This is a genomic window from Aeromonas sp. 603607, from assembly GCF_049171595.1.
GTDB lineage: Bacteria > Pseudomonadota > Gammaproteobacteria > Enterobacterales > Aeromonadaceae > Aeromonas > Aeromonas veronii.
The window spans coordinates 1-16,450 of the sequence record NZ_JAAKOV010000004.1 but is presented as its reverse complement, the minus strand read 5'-3'; the positions used below and the strand labels follow the sequence as shown (position 1 = coordinate 16,450).

Sequence of the window (16,450 nt, the reverse complement as noted above, 5' to 3'; positions counted from 1 at the left end):
GCACAGCCTTCTAGCGGAATTGTCATGAAGATCGCCATTTTATCCCGTGAGCCGAAAAACTACTCCACCCGCCGTCTGGTCGAGGTGGCACAGGCGCGCGGTCATCAGGTAGAGGTGCTCGACACCCTGCGCTGCTATATGAACATCGCTTCCCACAACCCCTCCATTCATTACGAGGGTGGGGAGCTGGGAAGCTATGACGCCGTGATCCCGCGGATCGGGGCCAGCATTACCGCCTACGGCACCGCCGTGCTGCGCCAGTTCGAGATGATGAACACCATGGCCCTCAACAGCTCGGTGGCCATCAGCCGTTCCCGCGACAAGCTGCGGGCGATGCAGCTGCTCTCCCGCCACGGCATCGGCCTGCCCATCACCGGCTATGCCCACAGCACCCACGACGTGCCCGACCTCATCACCATGGTGGGCGGGGCGCCGCTGGTGGTGAAACTGCTGGAGGGAACCCAGGGGATTGGCGTGGTGCTCTGCGAGACCCAGAAGGCTGCCGAGAGCGTGATCGAAGCCTTTATCCAGACCAACAACAACATTCTGGTACAGGAGTATATCCGCGAGGCCAATGGTGCCGATATCCGCTGTCTGGTGGTCAATGGCAAGGTGGTTGCCGCCATGCGCCGTCAGGCCCAGCCGGGGGAGTTTCGCTCCAACCTGCACCGTGGCGGTACTGCCGAAGCGATCAAGATCACCCCGGAAGAGCGCGCCACCGCGGTGCAGGCCGCCAAGATCATGGGGCTGGATGTGGCGGGGGTCGATATCCTGCGCAGCGCACGTGGCCCGCTGGTGCTGGAGGTTAACTCCTCCCCCGGATTGCAAGGGGTGGAAGCCGCCTCCGGCAAGGATGTGGCCGGCAAGATCATCGAGTTCCTCGAACTCAAGGCGAGCCGCAAGAACAAACCCGCGGAGTGAGCCTCAGGCTTGCATCCGTCAGATAGAAACAGGGCGCCCTCGGGCGCCTTGTTGCTATCTGGCTGGTGGGTTGGCGGTGCCACTGCGCCCTCACCCTAACCCTCTCCCAAAGGGAGAGGGAACTGTTCGGCAGTGATCATCGCCAATCGGGCGCTAAATACGCCATCCTCCAGCCGGGTATCGATCTGCCAGCCCAGCTTCTCGCAGATGCGCTGGATGATGGTGAGGCCACAGCCGTAGCCGAGGATCTGATCCGGCGCCGCCGCCGTCGGGTTGCTGATGGTGAGCACCGGGCCACACAGCTCGATGTCGATATGTCCCTCGGCATAGCTCAGGGCATTTTTCAGCAGGTTGCCGAGGGCGATGGCGAGCAGGGAGAGGGGGGCGTTTACTTCGCTGCTCTCGTCCAGATTAAGCCGGATATCGAGGGCCTCCCGCTGCAACAGCGGAGCGAGGCGGGCCAGCTCCTGACGGATCAGCGGGGTCACCTGTTGCAGTGGCCGCTCCACCGCCTCCTTGCGGCCCAGCAGCAGGAAGGTCTCGGTGAGCAGCGCCATCTCGTCGGCGGCGGCGCGGATACGGGTGGTGGCGCGGGCGGCCGGTGCGGGCAAGTCCGTCACCTTGCCGAGCAGGGCCGCCGAGCCCTGGATCACCATGTTGGGGGTGCGCAGCTCGTGGCTGGCGAAGCGACTGAACTCCTGCTCGCGGGCGAACACCGCGCTCACCTCCTGCTTGCCGGCCAGCAGCGCCAGCTCGATATCCCGCAGCTCCTGCCAGGGGGCGTCTGGCTCGAAATCCGCCTGATCCGGGGTGAGGTGGGCGACCCTCTGTTGCAGCCGTTGCAGCGGCCCTGTGATATGGCGTACCAGCCAGATGCCGAAGCCGAGGCAGGCGAGCAGCAGCGTCAGCCCGATCAGTCGGGTGGCCAGATGCAGCTTGTCTTCGTAGGGGTCGAGGTAGTCGTCTGCGTCGTCGTTGAAGACCAGATAGAGCAGTCCTTCGCCGGAGGGGTGACGGGCCACCAGAAAGTGTTTGTCCTCCTTGCCCAGCTGGTGCTCGAAAAAGCCGGGGGTCTGGTAGGGCTTCAGCCATTTCGGCAGGCGGCCCGCTTCGGTCCAGTAGCTGGAGAACTGTCTGGGGCTCGGGGCTGCGGCGGCCGGGCCGAGTCGCAGCCAGTCATCGCTGTAGCGGGTCACTTCGGCTTCCAGCCAGTGGCGCAGGCTCAGCTCCTCCATCTTGTCCTCTGCCACCAGCATCAGGCCGGAGAGCAGGATCAGCAGTACTACCCCGGCGCCGCCGAGCGCCATGATGAGCCGGTGGCGCAGGCTCGGCAGACTCATGCGCTCACCAGTCGATAGCCCTGACCGTGGAGGGTCTCCAGCATGGGAGTGGGGAAGGGTTTGTCGAGCGCGTTGCGCAGGGCGTAGATGTGGCTGCGCAGGGCATCGGAGTCGGGCTCCTCATCCCCCCAGACGGTGTCGAGCACCTCCTGACGGCTGACGATGGCGGGGGCGCGGCGGGCCAGCAGGGCGAGGATCCGGAACGGGATCTTGCCGAGCTTGAGGGGCTCACCGGCGCGGGTGGCGCGGCCGCTGGCGACATCGACCGTCAGATCGCCAAAGCTGATGGCCCCCACATCGCCGCGCGGGCCGCGCAGGCTCAGAGCTTGCAGCCGTACCTCCAGCTCCTCCATGGCGAACGGCTTGACCAGATAGTCATCCCCTCCCGCCTTGAAGCCTGCCAGCTTGTCTTCCAGGCTGTCGCGGGCGGTGAGAAACAGTACGGGAGTGGCAATCCCCTGCTCGCGCAGGCGCGCTACTGTGCTGAGGCCATCGAGGCGCGGCATCATCACATCCATGATGATGACGTCGAAACGCTGCTCCTCCAGCAGTTGCAGCGCCGCCTGACCGTGATAGGCACAATCGAGGCGGTGACCGGCCAGCTCCAGATAATCCATGATGGTTTCCGCCACCTGAGGATTGTCTTCCACTACCAAAATCTTCATGCTTTGCTCTCCTGGTTGGCGAGCGTTTCACGCTCTTTTCACACCGGATTCGGCATCCTGTTTGCCAGTGTAACCCCGAGGATCCCTGATGAAGAAGTCTCTCTGCGCCCTCCTGCTGCTTATCTTGTTGCCACTTGGCACCGCACAGGCGACCGAATTCAAACTGACCGGCCGCACCACCTGGCAGCTTGGCCAGTTGATGGTCAACGGCATGCCGTTCGTGATCGACGACCAGACCCGCTTCAAGGATTGGCTCAACGAAGATGATCTCGGCGGTACCTGGGTCGAGATGAAGGGGGTGGTGGAGAACGGCGTGCGCTATGTGCGCAAGGTCGAAGCCCTCGACGAAGATGACAAGGACGAGATGGATCTGGAGGGGCCGGTGGAAGGGGGGCGGATCTGGGGCTACACCACTTCGGATAACAGTCTGGCGCCGTTTGAAGGGCGCTGGCTCGAGCTGGAGTGCAAGTTTGACGGCATGCGCCTGAGCCGCTGCCGCGAGGATGACTGATCCGATCTCTGCGTTCCGATTAGAAATGCTCCCGAATGAAGCCCATGCTTGTCCTGCATGGGCTTTTTGTTCAGGGAAGAACGAAGATGGAACAATCGAGAAAATGGTGTGCATGGATGCTGGGAATGCCGCTCTGGGCGGCGCAGGCGGGAGCCGACGAATTGTGGCTGGTGGAGCTGGAGCACAGCGACGGCATCCGCCTGCAATTTCAGGGGGCCGAGGTGGAACAGGGCAGTGCCGCCATCTGGCGGCAGGGGGAGATTTGGCCGCAGCCACTCAAACCCGGCGACCAGCTCGCCCTGCTGGTGGCCGATGGCGTTGCCACCCGGATTGAGCTGCTGGCCGCCAGAGCCCCGCTGGCCAATCAGCCCTGGCAGCGGGCGCAAGATCGCCTGCAATCCTTCGATGAACGGCAGCTCACGTTGGCAACCCTGGGCACAGTGCCACTCAATCCACAGGTGCGCTGGGTCAACGGTTCGGCCGCCGATCTGCATGCCGGGAGCGAGCTGGTATTGATCCGTTCGGCGGATGGAATATTGCAGGGAATTGAAGTGATCAATCCGGAAGAGTAATTCAGCATCTTCTTATTTAATATAGCTTCACCATATTGTGGCAGCCATTAAATAATGACTGTCACAATATTTATGATTTATTTCTCAATAAAGTCATCGCTCTAATTATTTTCCTGTATCACCATTATTTTATTTGTCATGGATGTTTTTTGGTGGTTTATTTTATTTGTGTCAGGTTTTGTCGGAGTCCATACCTGTCAAATGAAAAAGGATCTTTCTACACAATAACAATTATCGTATGTCTGAAAGAGGGATAAATGATGAATAGAATAATTACCGCCAATCTGGCGTTTTTGGCGTCTTCATTGATGCTCGCTCAGGTGCAGGCGGCTGAACCTGTCTACCCTGATCAGGTCAAGTGGGCGGGCCTTGGCACGGGCGTCTGTGCCAGTGGTTACCGTCCTCTGACCCGCGATGAAGCCATGAGTATCAAGGGTAATCTGGTCAGCCGCATGGGGCAGTGGCAGATAACCGGGCTGGCTGATCGCTGGGTGATTATGGGGCCGGGATATAATGGCGAAATCAAACAGGGCACTGCCGGAGAAACCTGGTGTTATCCCAACTCACCGGTTTCCGGAGAAATACCAACACTCTCTGACTGGAATATTCCGGCGGGTGATGAGGTCGATGTGCAATGGCGGCTTGTCCATGATAATGATTATTTTATTAAGCCAGTCAGTTATCTCGCTCATTATTTGGGATACGCCTGGGTGGGTGGAAATCATAGCCCCTATGTCGGGGAGGATATGGATGTTACCCGGGTTGGCGATGGCTGGCTGATAAAGGGAAATAATGACGGCGGCTGCTCCGGATATCGTTGCGGGGAGAAGAGTTCCATCAAGGTAAGCAACTTCTCATATACCCTGGAACCCGACTCCTTCAGCCATGGTCAGATCACCGAGAGCGGCAAGCAACTGGTCAAGACCATCACGGCCAATGCGACCAACTACACGGATCTGCCTCAGCAGGTGGTGGTGACCCTGAAGTACGACAAGGCCACCAACTGGTCGAAGACCGACACCTACAGCCTGAGCGAGAAGGTGACCACCAAGAACAAGTTTCAATGGCCGTTGGTGGGTGAAACCGAATTGGCCATCGAGATCGCTGCGAGCCAGAGTTGGGCCTCCCAGAAAGGGGGGTCGACGACCGAGACCGTCTCGGTTGAAGCGCGCCCCACGGTGCCGCCTCACTCCAGCCTGCCGGTGCGGGTTGCCCTCTACAAGTCCAACATCTCCTACCCCTACGAGTTCAAGGCCGAGGTCAATTATGACCTGACCATGAAGGGCTTCCTGCGTTGGGGCGGCAATGCCTGGTATACCCATCCGGAGAATCGTCCGACCTGGGAGCACACCTTTGCCGTCGGCCCGTTCCGCGACAAGGCGAGCAGCATCCGCTACCAGTGGGACAAGCGTTATATCCCGGGTGAAGTGAAGTGGTGGGACTGGAACTGGACCATCAGCGAGTATGGTTTGTCGACCATGCAGAATAACCTGGGTCGTGTGCTGCGCCCGATCCGTTCGGCGGTGACCGGTGACTTCTATGCCGAGAGCCAGTTTGCCGGCGATATCGAAATCGGTCAGCCCCAGACCCGTTCCGCGAAGGCTGCCCAGTTGCGCAGTGCCTCTGCCGATGAGGTGGCGCTTACCGGTGTGGATCTGGACAGTGAGGCCCTTGCCAACGAAGGGTTTGGCAACGTATCCCTGACCATAGTTCCGGTTCAATAACCTCCCTCGCAGGCCCCTTTCATAGGGGCCTGTTTCTGTTCTGCGCAAGACGCTGCACTTGCCCTGCGCCCCTCGTTTTTCCCTCTTTTTGTCCTCTTGTCCCTGCATGATCACAGCGGGAATCTGTGGCTTGCCAAGGGGATGCCAACGCAGGTTTGACCTGTACTTGGGGTGGCCCCGTGAGCGAGGCATCGTTCACTCATTTGTTGAAAGAGGCGTGTTGGCCAGATTGTTAACGGCTTGTGCTTTAAATTTTCCCCCTTATACTGGCGCCATCTTGTCGGAGTGCTGACCGTCGAACGACGCGAAGCTGAGACCGTTAATTCGGGATCCGTGGAACCTGATCAGGTTAAAACCTGCGAAGGGAACAAGGGTAACTTGCGGGTTACCGCGCCGGAGGAGGAACAAGCCTCTTCCGCTCATCGAAGGGGTAACCCTGATGGGTCAGGGCGCACAGGAGGGAGTCTGTCCCGTCCGGTTGTCCAGCACGTGGGGCGCCTTGCCCACAGCATGCAGAGAGCGGGAAGTGGCAGAACAGCAGCGCGGAGATCCATCCCGCGCGCACTCCCTCCCGAGATAAACACCCCGCCGCAAGTTCATCTTCTCCTCGAACTCCAGACAAGCAAATACCCATAACTTCAACCAGTTAATGTGAGTTTTGCTATGTCTACTTCCGTATCTGATATCGCCAAATCCAGCCGCCGCGAGCAGCGCTCCAGCGCCCAGGCTTTTATCGACAGCCTCAAGGGGATGGCTCATCCCAACTCCCGCCGCATCTTTATCGAAGGCTCCCGCGCCGATATCCGGGTGCCCCTGCGGGAGATTCAGCTGGCCGACACTTTCGTCGGCGGCACCAAAGAAGATCCCCAATTCGAGCCCAACGAGCCGGTGCCGGTCTACGACACCTCGGGCCGTTACGGGGAGGAAGGGGTCGCCATCGATGTGCGCCGCGGCCTGCCGCGCCTGCGGGAGAACTGGGTGCTGGAGCGGGATGATACCGACGAACTGCCGGGGCTCAGCTCCACCTTCACTCAGGAGCGGCTGGCCGACGAGGGGCTGGATCACCTGCGCTTCGAGCACTTGCCCAAGCCGCGCCGTGCCAAGCCGGGTCGCCGGGTCACCCAGCTCCACTACGCCCGCGCCGGCATCGTCACTCCCGAGATGGAATTTATCGCCATTCGCGAGAACATGGGCCGCGAGCGGGTGCGCTCTGAACTGTTGCGTACCCAGCATCCGGGCCGCGATTTTGGTGCCCGTTTGCCCCAGAACATCACCCCCGAATTCGTGCGCGATGAGGTGGCAGCCGGTCGCGCCATCATCCCCAGCAACATCAACCACCCGGAAGCGGAGCCGATGATCATCGGCCGCAATTTTCTGGTGAAGATCAACGCCAACATCGGCAACTCGGCGGTCACTTCCAGCATTGAGGAGGAGGTGGAGAAGCTGGTCTGGTCCACCCGCTGGGGCGCCGACACCGTGATGGATCTCTCCACCGGTCGCTACATCCACGAGACCCGCGAGTGGATCCTGCGCAACAGCCCTGTCCCCATCGGTACAGTGCCCATCTATCAGGCGCTGGAGAAGACCAACGGCATCGCCGAGGATCTCACCTGGGAGCTGTTCCGCGACACCCTGCTGGAGCAGGCCGAGCAGGGGGTGGACTACTTCACCATCCATGCCGGCGTCCTGCTGCGTTTCGTGCCGATGACCGCCAAGCGCCTCACCGGCATCGTCTCGCGCGGCGGCAGCATCATGGCCAAGTGGTGCCTCTCCCACCACAAGGAGAACTTCCTCTACCAGCACTTCCGCGAAATCTGCGAGATCTGCGCCGCCTATGACGTGGCCCTGTCGCTGGGTGACGGTCTGCGCCCCGGCTCCGTCTATGACGCCAACGACGAGGCCCAGTTTGCTGAGCTGCGCACCCTGGGCGAGCTGACCCAAATTGCCTGGGAGTACGACGTACAGGTGATGATCGAGGGGCCGGGTCACGTGCCGATGCACATGATCGAGCGCAACATGACCGAGCAGCTGGAGCACTGCCACGAGGCGCCCTTCTATACGCTGGGCCCGCTCACCACAGACATCGCGCCGGGTTACGATCACTTCACCTCCGGCATCGGTGCGGCGCTGATCGGCTGGTACGGCTGCGCCATGCTCTGCTACGTCACCCCCAAGGAGCATCTGGGGCTGCCCAACAAGGAGGATGTGAAGCAGGGGCTGATTACCTACAAGATCGCCGCCCACGCCGCCGATCTGGCCAAGGGGCACCCGGGCGCCCAGATCCGCGACAACGCCATGTCCAAGGCGCGCTTCGAATTCCGCTGGGAGGATCAGTTCAATCTGGCGCTGGATCCCGACACCGCTCGTGCCTACCACGACGAGACCCTGCCGCAGGAGTCCGGCAAGGTGGCTCACTTCTGCTCCATGTGCGGGCCCAAGTTCTGCTCCATGAAGATCACTCAGGATGTGCGCGACTACGCAGCCAAGCTTGAAGCGGTGGAGATCAAGCTGGTCGGTATGGATGGCCAACAGGAGCAGGTAGTGGCTCAGGTGGAGAGCGGCATGGCCCGCATGGCGGAAACCTTCAAGGAGACCGGTGGCGAGATCTACCATCAGGCGGCGGCGCTGAAACAGGCCGCAGGGGAGGAGGCGTGAGCAGAGCAAGCGGGGCTGTCAGCCCCGCCGATCTGCTGCCTGTGACGGACTCCCGCCCTGTGGTCTGGACCATCGCCGGTTCCGACTCCGGCGGTGGCGCCGGCATTCAGGCCGACTTGCACACATTGCACGACCTCGGCGTGCACGGCTGCTCTGTTATCTCCGCCATTACAGCCCAGAACTCGGTGGCGGTGAAGATGGTCGATCCCGTGCTGATGCAGACCTTCACCGCCCAGATCGACGCCCTCGGTGTCGATCTGCCGCCTGCCGCCATCAAGATCGGCCTGCTGCCAACCCGGCTTCACGTCGAGGTGCTGGCCCGCCGACTGGCTGCCATCGAGGCGCCCTTCGTGGTCTACGACCCGGTGGCCATCGCCAGCACCGGCACCCCGATGGCGGAGCCCAATATGCTGGAGGCGGTGCGCGAGCAGCTGCTGCCACGTCTGTCGCTTATTACCCCCAATGGCCCCGAACTGGAAGCCCTGACCGGCATTCCCGCGACCAGCCCTGTGCTGGTGCGCTTCGCCGCCCAGCGGCTGCGCGAACTCGGCGCCCGCGCCGTGCTGGTCAAGGGCGGCCATCTGGAGTGGAGCGGCGATCTCTGCCTCGACTACTACCAGGACGAGACCCGCGAATTCTGGCTGGCGGCGCCGCGCCTCGATACCCGCCACGGTCACGGTACCGGCTGCTGCTATGCCAGCGCCATCGCCGCCGTGGTGGCGCAGGATTATCCGGTGGAGGACGCCATCACCCTCGCTCGCGCCTACCTGCAACAGGGGCTGGCGGCGGCGCAAGGAGTGGGGGCAGGCCCGGGGCCCATCGCCCATCTTGGCTGGCCAGCCGATCTTGCTCATTTCCCCCGTGCCGTGCTGGCAGGGTCTGCCCTCGACCGTCGTTTCGGACTTTATCAGACAAGCAGCGCCCGCCTGCCGGATGGCCCCTTTGCCGCCACCGAGCACAATCTCGGCCTCTATCCGGTGGTGGATTCGGTCAAGTGGCTGCGCCGCTTGCTGGGGGCTGGAGTCAAGACCATCCAGCTGCGGATCAAGAGTCTGCCTGCCGCAGAGGTGGCACCGGCCATTCGCGATGCGGTCGCGCTCGGTCGCCGCCATGGGGCGCGGCTCTTTATCAACGACTACTGGCAGCAGGCCATCGAGGCGGGCGCCTGGGGCGTGCATCTGGGGCAGGAGGATATGGAGACCGCCGATCTCGCCGCCATTCAGGCGACCGGGCTACGCCTTGGCATCTCCACCCACGGTTACTTCGAGCTGATGCGGGCCCGCGAGCTGGCCCCCTCCTATATTGCGCTGGGTCATATCTTCCCGACCAATACCAAGGCGATGCCTTCGCGCCCGCAGGGGCTGGTGCGGCTGCACCGCTACCGCGCCCTGATGGCGGAGTGGCCGACGGTGGCCATCGGCGGCATCAGCGAGGAGCGGGTGGCGGCGGTCAAGGAGAGCGGGGTGGGCAGCATCGCGCTGGTCTCGGCTATCACTGCCAGCGACGACTGGCAGGGGGCGACCGAACGGCTGCTCGCCGCCGTGGGGGCGGGGGATGAGCCACGCTCTGCCACTGCCATAAGGGAGGTAGAACATGCGCTCTGATGCCGCTTCTCTTAGTGACAAAGAGTATCTGCGATACGGCCGCCAGCTGATGCTGGCGGAAGTGGGCGAAGTAGGTCAGGCACGGCTGAAAGGTAAGTCTGTGCTGATCGTGGGCTTGGGCGGGCTCGGTTCGCCGCTGGCCCTCTATCTGGCTGGCGCCGGGGTGGGCACCTTGTGGCTGGCCGATGGGGATACCGTCGATTCCAGCAACCTGCCGCGCCAGATCCTGTTCGATAGCGAGGCGGTCAACCACTCCAAGGCGGAGCTGGCCCGCGAGCGGTTGGCTGCCCACAACCCGCTGGTGGAGCTGATTGCCATCAACCAGCGGCTCGATGCCGCCAGCCTGCCGGAGTTTGTGGCCGAGGTAGATCTGGTGATCGACTGCTGCGACAACCTAGCCACCCGCCAGGCCATCAACGCCGCCTGCGTAGCTCAGGGCAAGCCCTGGATCTCCGCCGCCGCAGTGGGGTGGCAGGGGCAGCTGATGACGCGTACCAGCTCGGAGCACGCCTGTTACGCCTGCCTTTATCCACTGGATACCAAGGTGAGCCTGAGCTGCGAGACCAGCGGCGTCACCGGCCCACTGGTCGGGGTGATGGGCTCTTTGCAGGCACTGGAGGCACTGAAACTGTTGCTCGGAATGCCAAGCCCGGTCGCTGGCACATTGCGCCGTTTCGATGCGTTGGCCCATCAGTGGCAGACCCTCACTCTGGCCCCCGATCCCGATTGCCCGGTTTGCGGGCAGCGCGGATGCCCGACACACGATAAGGAGATCACCCCATGACCCTCACCATTCGACTCAACGATAAAGCCCAGTCGCTGGCGGCAGGGCAGAGCGTGGCCGACCTGCTGGCCGCGCAGGGGGTCAGTCCCCAAGGGGTAGCGGTGGCCCTTAACGGCGCCGTGCTGCCCCGTGGCCGCTGGGCCGAGACCCGTCTCAATGACGGGGATGAACTGCACCTCTTTACCGCCATTGCGGGAGGCTGACCCATGATGCTCACAGTCCCATCTTCGAGCGTTCTGCCTTGCGGCGGGGCCTCATCTCTTCTTATCGCAGTGGCAGGAGGCTGACATGCTGACAATTGCCGATCACACCTTCTCATCGCGTCTCTTTACCGGCACCGGCAAGTTTGCCCGCCCGGATCTGATGGCCGCTGCCATCGAGGCGAGCGGCTCCCAACTGGTCACTATGGCCATCAAGCGGCTCGAACCGGGCAAGGCCCACGACGATATCCTGAGCCCCTTGCTGCAACTCGGGGTCAAGCTGCTGCCCAACACCTCCGGCGCCAAGACCGCCGCCGAGGCGGTGTTTGCCGCCCATCTCGCCCGCGAGGCGCTGGGGACGAACTGGCTGAAGCTGGAGATCCACCCCGACCCGCGCTATCTGCTGCCAGACCCCATCGAGACGCTGAAAGCCGCCGAGCAGCTGGTGAAAGAGGGCTTTGTGGTGCTGCCCTACTGCGGTGCCGACCCCGTGCTCTGCAAGCGGCTGGAAGAGGTGGGCTGCGCCGCCGTGATGCCGCTCGGCGCGCCCATCGGTTCCAATCAGGGGCTGGTGACCCGGGAGTTTCTCTCCATCATCGTCGAGCAGGCCAATGTGCCTGTGGTGGTGGACGCGGGCATCGGCGCACCGAGCCACGCGGCCGCCGCCTTTGAGCTGGGCGCCGATGCCGTGCTGGTCAACACCGCCATCGCGGTGAGCGGCGATCCGGTCGCCATGGGCCGCGCCTTTGCGCTGGCCTGCACCGCCGGTCGCAGCGCCTATGAGGCAGGCCTTGGCGCTCGCGCCCTGCAGGCGCAAGCCTCCAGCCCGCTCACCGATTTTCTGGGGGCGTTATGAGTCATGAAACAGGGGCGACCATGAACATCTCCCCCTTGCCCCAAGGGCAGCCAGAGGTTTGCCTCCCTCTCCCTCTGGGAGAGGGGTTGGGGGTGAGGGCGCCGGGGGGGAGGGCTAAGGAGCCTTCCTTTCTCGACCGCTGGTTCGAACTTGAGTGGGACGATATCGGCATGCAGATCCGCGCCAAAACTGCCGCCGATGTGGCCCGCGCCCTGAGTGCTCCGCGCCGCACTCTGGGCGATTTTATGGCGCTGATCTCCCCTGCCGCCGAAGTCTATCTGCCGCAGATGGCGGCCGAGGCCGAGCGGCTGACCCGCCAGCGCTTTGGCAACACCATCGGCTTCTATGTGCCGCTCTATCTGTCGAACCTCTGCGCCAACGACTGCACCTACTGCGGCTTCTCCATGAGCAACCGCCTCAAGCGCAAGACCTTGAATACAGAGGAGATTAAGCGCGAGTGTCTGGCCATCAAGGCGCGCGGTTTTGACAGCGTGCTGCTGGTGACCGGCGAGCACGAGCACAAGGTGGGGCTCGCCTATTTTCGCGAGGTGATGCCCATCATCCGCCGCCACTTCAGCACGGTGGGGATGGAGGTTCAGCCCCTCTCGCAGGCTGACTATGCCGAACTGAAGAGCCTCGGCCTCGATGCCGTCATGGTTTATCAGGAGACCTACCACGCCCCCACCTACGCCCGCCACCATCTGCGTGGCAACAAGCGGGATATCGCATGGCGCCTCGCCACGCCGGATCGGCTGGGCCGCGCCGGTATCGACAAAATCGGGTTGGGGGCGCTGATCGGCCTCTCCTCGGACTGGCGCGCCGACAGCTACTTTGTCGCCGAGCATCTGAGCTGGCTTGAGCGCCACCACTGGCAGAGCCGCTACTCGCTCTCCTTCCCGCGCCTGCGCCCCTGCACCGGTGGGCTGGAGCCTTCCGTGGTCATGTCGGATCGCCAATTGGCCCAACTTATCTGCGCCTGGCGCCTCTTCTCACCGACGCTGGACTTGTCGCTCTCGACCCGCGAGTCGGCCGCGTTTCGCAACGGCGCGGTGCGCCTTGGCATTACCCAGATGTCGGCCGAGTCGCGCACCCAGCCGGGGGGCTATGCCGAGGGAGATGCCGAGGAGCTGGAGCAGTTCGCCATCCACGACGACCGCCCGGTGGGGGAGGTGGCCGCCGCTGTGCGGCAGGCGGGGTTGCAGCCGGTGTTCAAGGACTGGGAACCGTTTTTGGGCCGATAGGGGCGGCCACGCCCCTTTGCCGGTGGCATCCGGCATGGTTGGGCGGTGTTCGGTCACACACCTTGCTGGTGGCGACGCTTTGGCTCCCTCCCCTGCGAAGGGGAGGGTTGGGGAGGGGTCTTGATGCGATATTTCATTGCCATCGTAGGGTCGATTAGCCGTCAGGCGTAATCGTCCGCTTTGTGGTGTGTGTGATGGATGGCTCGGCTGTGCCGTGCAGGACGCGAGGCCGCTGGCCTCGAAGGGGTTTCGCCCGCCCTTCGGGCTTGGGCGAGTGACTTTGGAAAGACCCAAAGTCACCAAAGGTCTTCTCCCCCGCCAATCCGACCGCTACGCGGTTTCCCTCGGGTCAGGAACAAGGTCGGACGGACCGCCGCAGACGGCACATCCCTGTGCCGGCTGCGTCTGCGCCATCATCCCTGATGGCGCTCCTGACCTTGCCCCTTCCCCTCGGCGGATTGGAGGGGGAACCAAAACCGTGCCCACCATAACCTCGGGGAGTGGTCGTAGGGTGCAATAAACGGAGCGCATTGCATCCCTACATATTTCAGTTGCTTGTCGTACGGTTTGATAGATTTCTCTATATGAGGTATTTCTATCGCAAAGCTTCTTCTAGATAGAAACGAGGTCTTGCACTTATGAAAAATGAGCGGTGATCATAGCTTTGTTTTTTCTCTTTTTCAGATTCAGCTGCTTTTATTAAAATATTGAATGCGTCATCGTATAAACAATTTAGGGTGTTGATATTTTCAACCTTTAATTCCACTCCTCTCTTTTTTGCACATTCACCTATTGCATATAAAAGATAGTAAGAAGCATGATTTATGAATGAGCTGACACTTCCCAATACGGATGTTTCTTTACTTTCTCTTGCTGCTTTCGCCTTCAGCATAATGTGTTTATATATTTCAAAAGCAATTATTATGTCGTCATCTGTAATACTCTCGTCGAAAATGATGTCATATTTTTCTGAGAATATCACTTTTTTATCTGTTTTAGCTTCGGCAGGTATTCCGTTATATAATGACATTAATAACTGGCCTGCTTTCTCGGCATCAATTCTATAAGCAATTGGTTTGTTATAGTACTGGTTTCGTTTTCTTTCGTAAAAATATCCTTTTAAAAGTAGTGATTGTTCAAGATATTTTTGAACGAAATCATTAGAACGTATATCTCTGGATTTAACAGGATTTTGACTGTTTGTATATTCAGCAATTTCATTGCTAAGAGACTCATTTTCAGTTTTATATATGCGGCATAATAAATCGACATTATCGAAATGCTCAGGTGACTCGGAAAGAGCATCCAACAAAGCATGAATCGTCTGGCATCCATTGACTATTTGTAGGTCATGGAGTTGAACTAACGGCGCCCGAATGCTTTTTGTGTATTCAAAACTCTTACAGGTTATTGTGATACCATTGTTAAAATAAAAGAAACGATGGCTATTTTCTGACTTTGCTGTGTTTTTAATATTTTTGTTTATCTTCGTTTTCTGCTTTAAATAAATCCTTACATTATCATCAAAAGCATCATCATGAACGCCATTAGATATAAGTTCATCATAGGTAACCGGTTCAGATGACAATCTAATGTCAGATTTTTTAGAAACAGCTTTTAATACTTCAGTAGCATCTATATTTGCGATTAGCGCATTGATATCACCATCAGCTTTTTCAAAGAAATTCTTATCTATTAGTCTTATTTTAGCATTGATCACCTCTTTATTTGTATTTGATATTATAGATACATATTCTTTTAGATTATGCTCAATGAATTGTACTTTGCTATATCTTGAGAGCGCATTTATAAAACGGTCCCTCTCATCAGAGACTAGGCCATGATATAAATTACTGCATAAGTGTATCTTTATATCCACGATCGGGTGTTCTTTATATAACTCGTTTATCTCCTGTACTTTATCAGCCAAGACACTATTTATACCATTAGATAATGACTCTGACTCAGACATAAGGTCGGAGATAAAACTGATTAGCTTATCTATTTCTCCGCTTGGGAAATTGCTTTTTGTTTTTTCGAAACTTTCGGTGTATTTGAAATTAAATATATGAATGCAAGCGGGGGTTGAACTATAGTCTATATAGACGGCATCGACACCTCTATCCTTTCCTTTTTTACTTGGATCAGCCTTGATATTTAGATATTCAGTATCCGTTAGTGATTGCTCTATCTCATCGTCATTTATATTTAACAGTAATCCAATGGTTAGATAAGAAAATCCTTGTGAGCATTTTTGTAGGTTATTAGATTGAGTGACCTCTATAACTCTGTTATGGACTAACCCGAAGTCGTGTCTTGAATAGGTGTAATCTGTCATTATTTATATCCCTGAAATAAACATATATCATGTTAAAGATAGTAAAATGCACATTGCTATAGAAAAGCAAGAGGTATTTTATCAACGTGTGATATGTAGAACATTTTCTAACTATTTTATAATCATTAATGCGTCGGGCTAAACTTGAGGTTCCTCATGTATTTGAATTACATTACCCTTACTTTCTGAATAATTAGAATCTGAGAGGGAGGAGCATAACCACCGTTAAATCACCTCAGGTAAACCAGTGAAATTGGTGCCGCTAAAAGATTCATTCTACGGGAACAAGGGCATAGATATGTGCATCAAGAGGCTGGCCATGTAGGAAGATGCGATTCCTTGCCCGGCACTCAAAGGTTGCCCCAGCGGCGATGGCAACGGCTTCGCTGGCGCTGTTGCCAACTTCCATCACGATCTCAAGCCGAAATAGGCCCAACTGCTGAAAGCCAAAGTCACGGAGCAGGGCGACCGCCTGTCGGGCGATGCCGCAGCCTTGCCGGGATTGCCGCACCCAATAGCCGATATTGCCGTAGCGGTGATGGGGCGACAGCTGGTTGATACCTGCGCCACCCAAAAGCTGGCCGGTGGTGGCGCAGAAGATGCCCATGTCAAAGGCACGTCCCGCCGCACGATCCTGATCGCAGCTGGCAAACCACTCCAGCGCGCTCTCCCGGGTAAATGAAGGGGAGCACCAGCTCATCCATTGGCCGACCGTCTCGATGGATTCGTGGGCCGCGTGGACAAACTCGTCGGCATCGGCCGGTTCGAACGGGCGGATCACGATATTGGCATTGGCAAGGGGCTGGAATGTCATCACTTGTCCTGCTTTTTCAGAAAGTAACTGATATGCCCCGGCGGCATATCGGGCAGCTGGCCAAAGACTTCGTAACCCTGCTTCTGATAGAAGGGGAGGGCCTGAAAACTGGTGGTTTCCAGATGGTAGTTGCTGATGCCTTTGCTTTGGCTATGTCCCAATTACGTGTTGCATGGGGCGCCCCAGGGCCTCATACAAACACACTTTGATATTTACGCCTTTTCC

The 16,450-nt window shown here is 58.9% G+C and carries 14 protein-coding genes, 1 pseudogene and 1 riboswitch; of the genes and pseudogenes, 10 read left to right on the top strand and 5 right to left on the bottom strand.

Annotated features, from left to right (window positions below; genetic code table 11):
* The first annotated feature begins 24 nt into the window (after nucleotides 1-24).
* A complete protein-coding gene (gene rimK / locus G5315_RS05590) occupies nucleotides 25-921 on the top strand; it encodes a 30S ribosomal protein S6--L-glutamate ligase (RefSeq protein WP_005340088.1) in 897 nt (298 codons plus the stop codon).
* A gap of 95 nt (nucleotides 922-1,016) precedes the next feature.
* On the opposite strand, the gene G5315_RS05585 is transcribed toward rimK, so the two are convergent.
* Both G5315_RS05585 and G5315_RS05580 read right to left on the bottom strand, forming a co-directional pair.
* Entirely contained in the window at nucleotides 1,017-2,261 is a 1,245-nt protein-coding gene (locus G5315_RS05585) for a sensor histidine kinase (RefSeq protein WP_421332674.1), read from the bottom strand.
* On the bottom strand, nucleotides 2,258-2,926 hold the full coding sequence (locus tag G5315_RS05580) for a response regulator transcription factor (protein ID WP_005340090.1): 669 nt from the start codon (nucleotides 2,924-2,926) through the stop codon (nucleotides 2,258-2,260). The genes G5315_RS05585 and G5315_RS05580 overlap by 4 nt, the downstream gene beginning before the upstream one ends.
* Before the next feature lie 88 nt (nucleotides 2,927-3,014).
* Here G5315_RS05580 and G5315_RS05575 point away from each other — a divergent pair, with 88 nt between their 5' ends.
* The 9 genes from G5315_RS05575 (at nucleotide 3,015) to thiH (ending at nucleotide 13,073) form a co-directional block, all read left to right on the top strand.
* Entirely contained in the window at nucleotides 3,015-3,437 is a 423-nt protein-coding gene (locus G5315_RS05575; protein ID WP_005340092.1) for a hypothetical protein, read from the top strand.
* Between the two features lie 86 nt (nucleotides 3,438-3,523).
* Nucleotides 3,524-4,009, top strand: a complete 486-nt coding sequence (locus G5315_RS05570) for a hypothetical protein (protein ID WP_421332673.1) — start codon at nucleotides 3,524-3,526, stop codon at nucleotides 4,007-4,009.
* Nucleotides 4,010-4,269: 260 nt separating this feature from the next.
* A complete protein-coding gene (gene aerA, locus G5315_RS05565) occupies nucleotides 4,270-5,733 on the top strand; it encodes an aerolysin AerA (RefSeq protein ID WP_421332764.1) in 1,464 nt (487 codons plus the stop codon).
* A 271-nt stretch (nucleotides 5,734-6,004) separates the two neighbouring features.
* A riboswitch (TPP riboswitch) is annotated at nucleotides 6,005-6,117 on the top strand.
* Nucleotides 6,118-6,396: 279 nt separating this feature from the next.
* Nucleotides 6,397-8,388 carry a phosphomethylpyrimidine synthase ThiC gene (gene thiC, locus G5315_RS05560; protein WP_421332671.1) on the top strand — a complete coding sequence of 664 codons (1,992 nt, stop codon included), beginning with the start codon at nucleotides 6,397-6,399 and terminating at the stop codon, nucleotides 8,386-8,388.
* Nucleotides 8,385-9,992, top strand: coding sequence for a thiamine phosphate synthase (thiE, locus tag G5315_RS05555; protein WP_421332670.1), 1,608 nt, complete (start codon nucleotides 8,385-8,387; stop codon nucleotides 9,990-9,992). Before thiC ends, thiE begins: the two co-directional genes overlap by 4 nt.
* Nucleotides 9,982-10,776 (top strand): HesA/MoeB/ThiF family protein, encoded by a 795-nt coding sequence (locus G5315_RS05550; RefSeq protein WP_421332668.1) that lies wholly within the window; start codon nucleotides 9,982-9,984, stop codon nucleotides 10,774-10,776. Before thiE ends, G5315_RS05550 begins: the two co-directional genes overlap by 11 nt.
* Nucleotides 10,773-10,979 carry a sulfur carrier protein ThiS gene (gene thiS / locus G5315_RS05545; RefSeq protein ID WP_421314036.1) on the top strand — a complete coding sequence of 69 codons (207 nt, stop codon included), beginning with the start codon at nucleotides 10,773-10,775 and terminating at the stop codon, nucleotides 10,977-10,979. Before G5315_RS05550 ends, thiS begins: the two co-directional genes overlap by 4 nt.
* 85 nt (nucleotides 10,980-11,064) lie before the next feature.
* Nucleotides 11,065-11,832 (top strand): thiazole synthase, encoded by a 768-nt coding sequence (locus G5315_RS05540; protein ID WP_005357775.1) that lies wholly within the window; start codon nucleotides 11,065-11,067, stop codon nucleotides 11,830-11,832.
* A 20-nt stretch (nucleotides 11,833-11,852) separates the two neighbouring features.
* A complete protein-coding gene (gene thiH, locus G5315_RS05535; protein WP_421332763.1) occupies nucleotides 11,853-13,073 on the top strand; it encodes a 2-iminoacetate synthase ThiH in 1,221 nt (406 codons plus the stop codon).
* Between the two features lie 595 nt (nucleotides 13,074-13,668).
* Here thiH and G5315_RS05530 read toward each other — a convergent pair.
* The 3 genes and pseudogenes from G5315_RS05530 to G5315_RS05520 all read right to left on the bottom strand — a co-directional run.
* Complete coding sequence (locus G5315_RS05530; protein WP_421332666.1) at nucleotides 13,669-15,411, bottom strand: AIPR family protein; 1,743 nt, start codon at nucleotides 15,409-15,411, stop codon at nucleotides 13,669-13,671.
* Between the two features lie 271 nt (nucleotides 15,412-15,682).
* Entirely contained in the window at nucleotides 15,683-16,225 is a 543-nt protein-coding gene (locus G5315_RS05525; protein ID WP_421332664.1) for a GNAT family N-acetyltransferase, read from the bottom strand.
* Nucleotides 16,225-16,380 (bottom strand): annotated as a pseudogene (locus tag G5315_RS05520) (GNAT family N-acetyltransferase); the annotation flags it as partial. The pseudogene G5315_RS05520 and the gene G5315_RS05525, both read right to left, overlap by 1 nt.
* Between the last annotated feature and the right edge of the window lie 70 nt (nucleotides 16,381-16,450).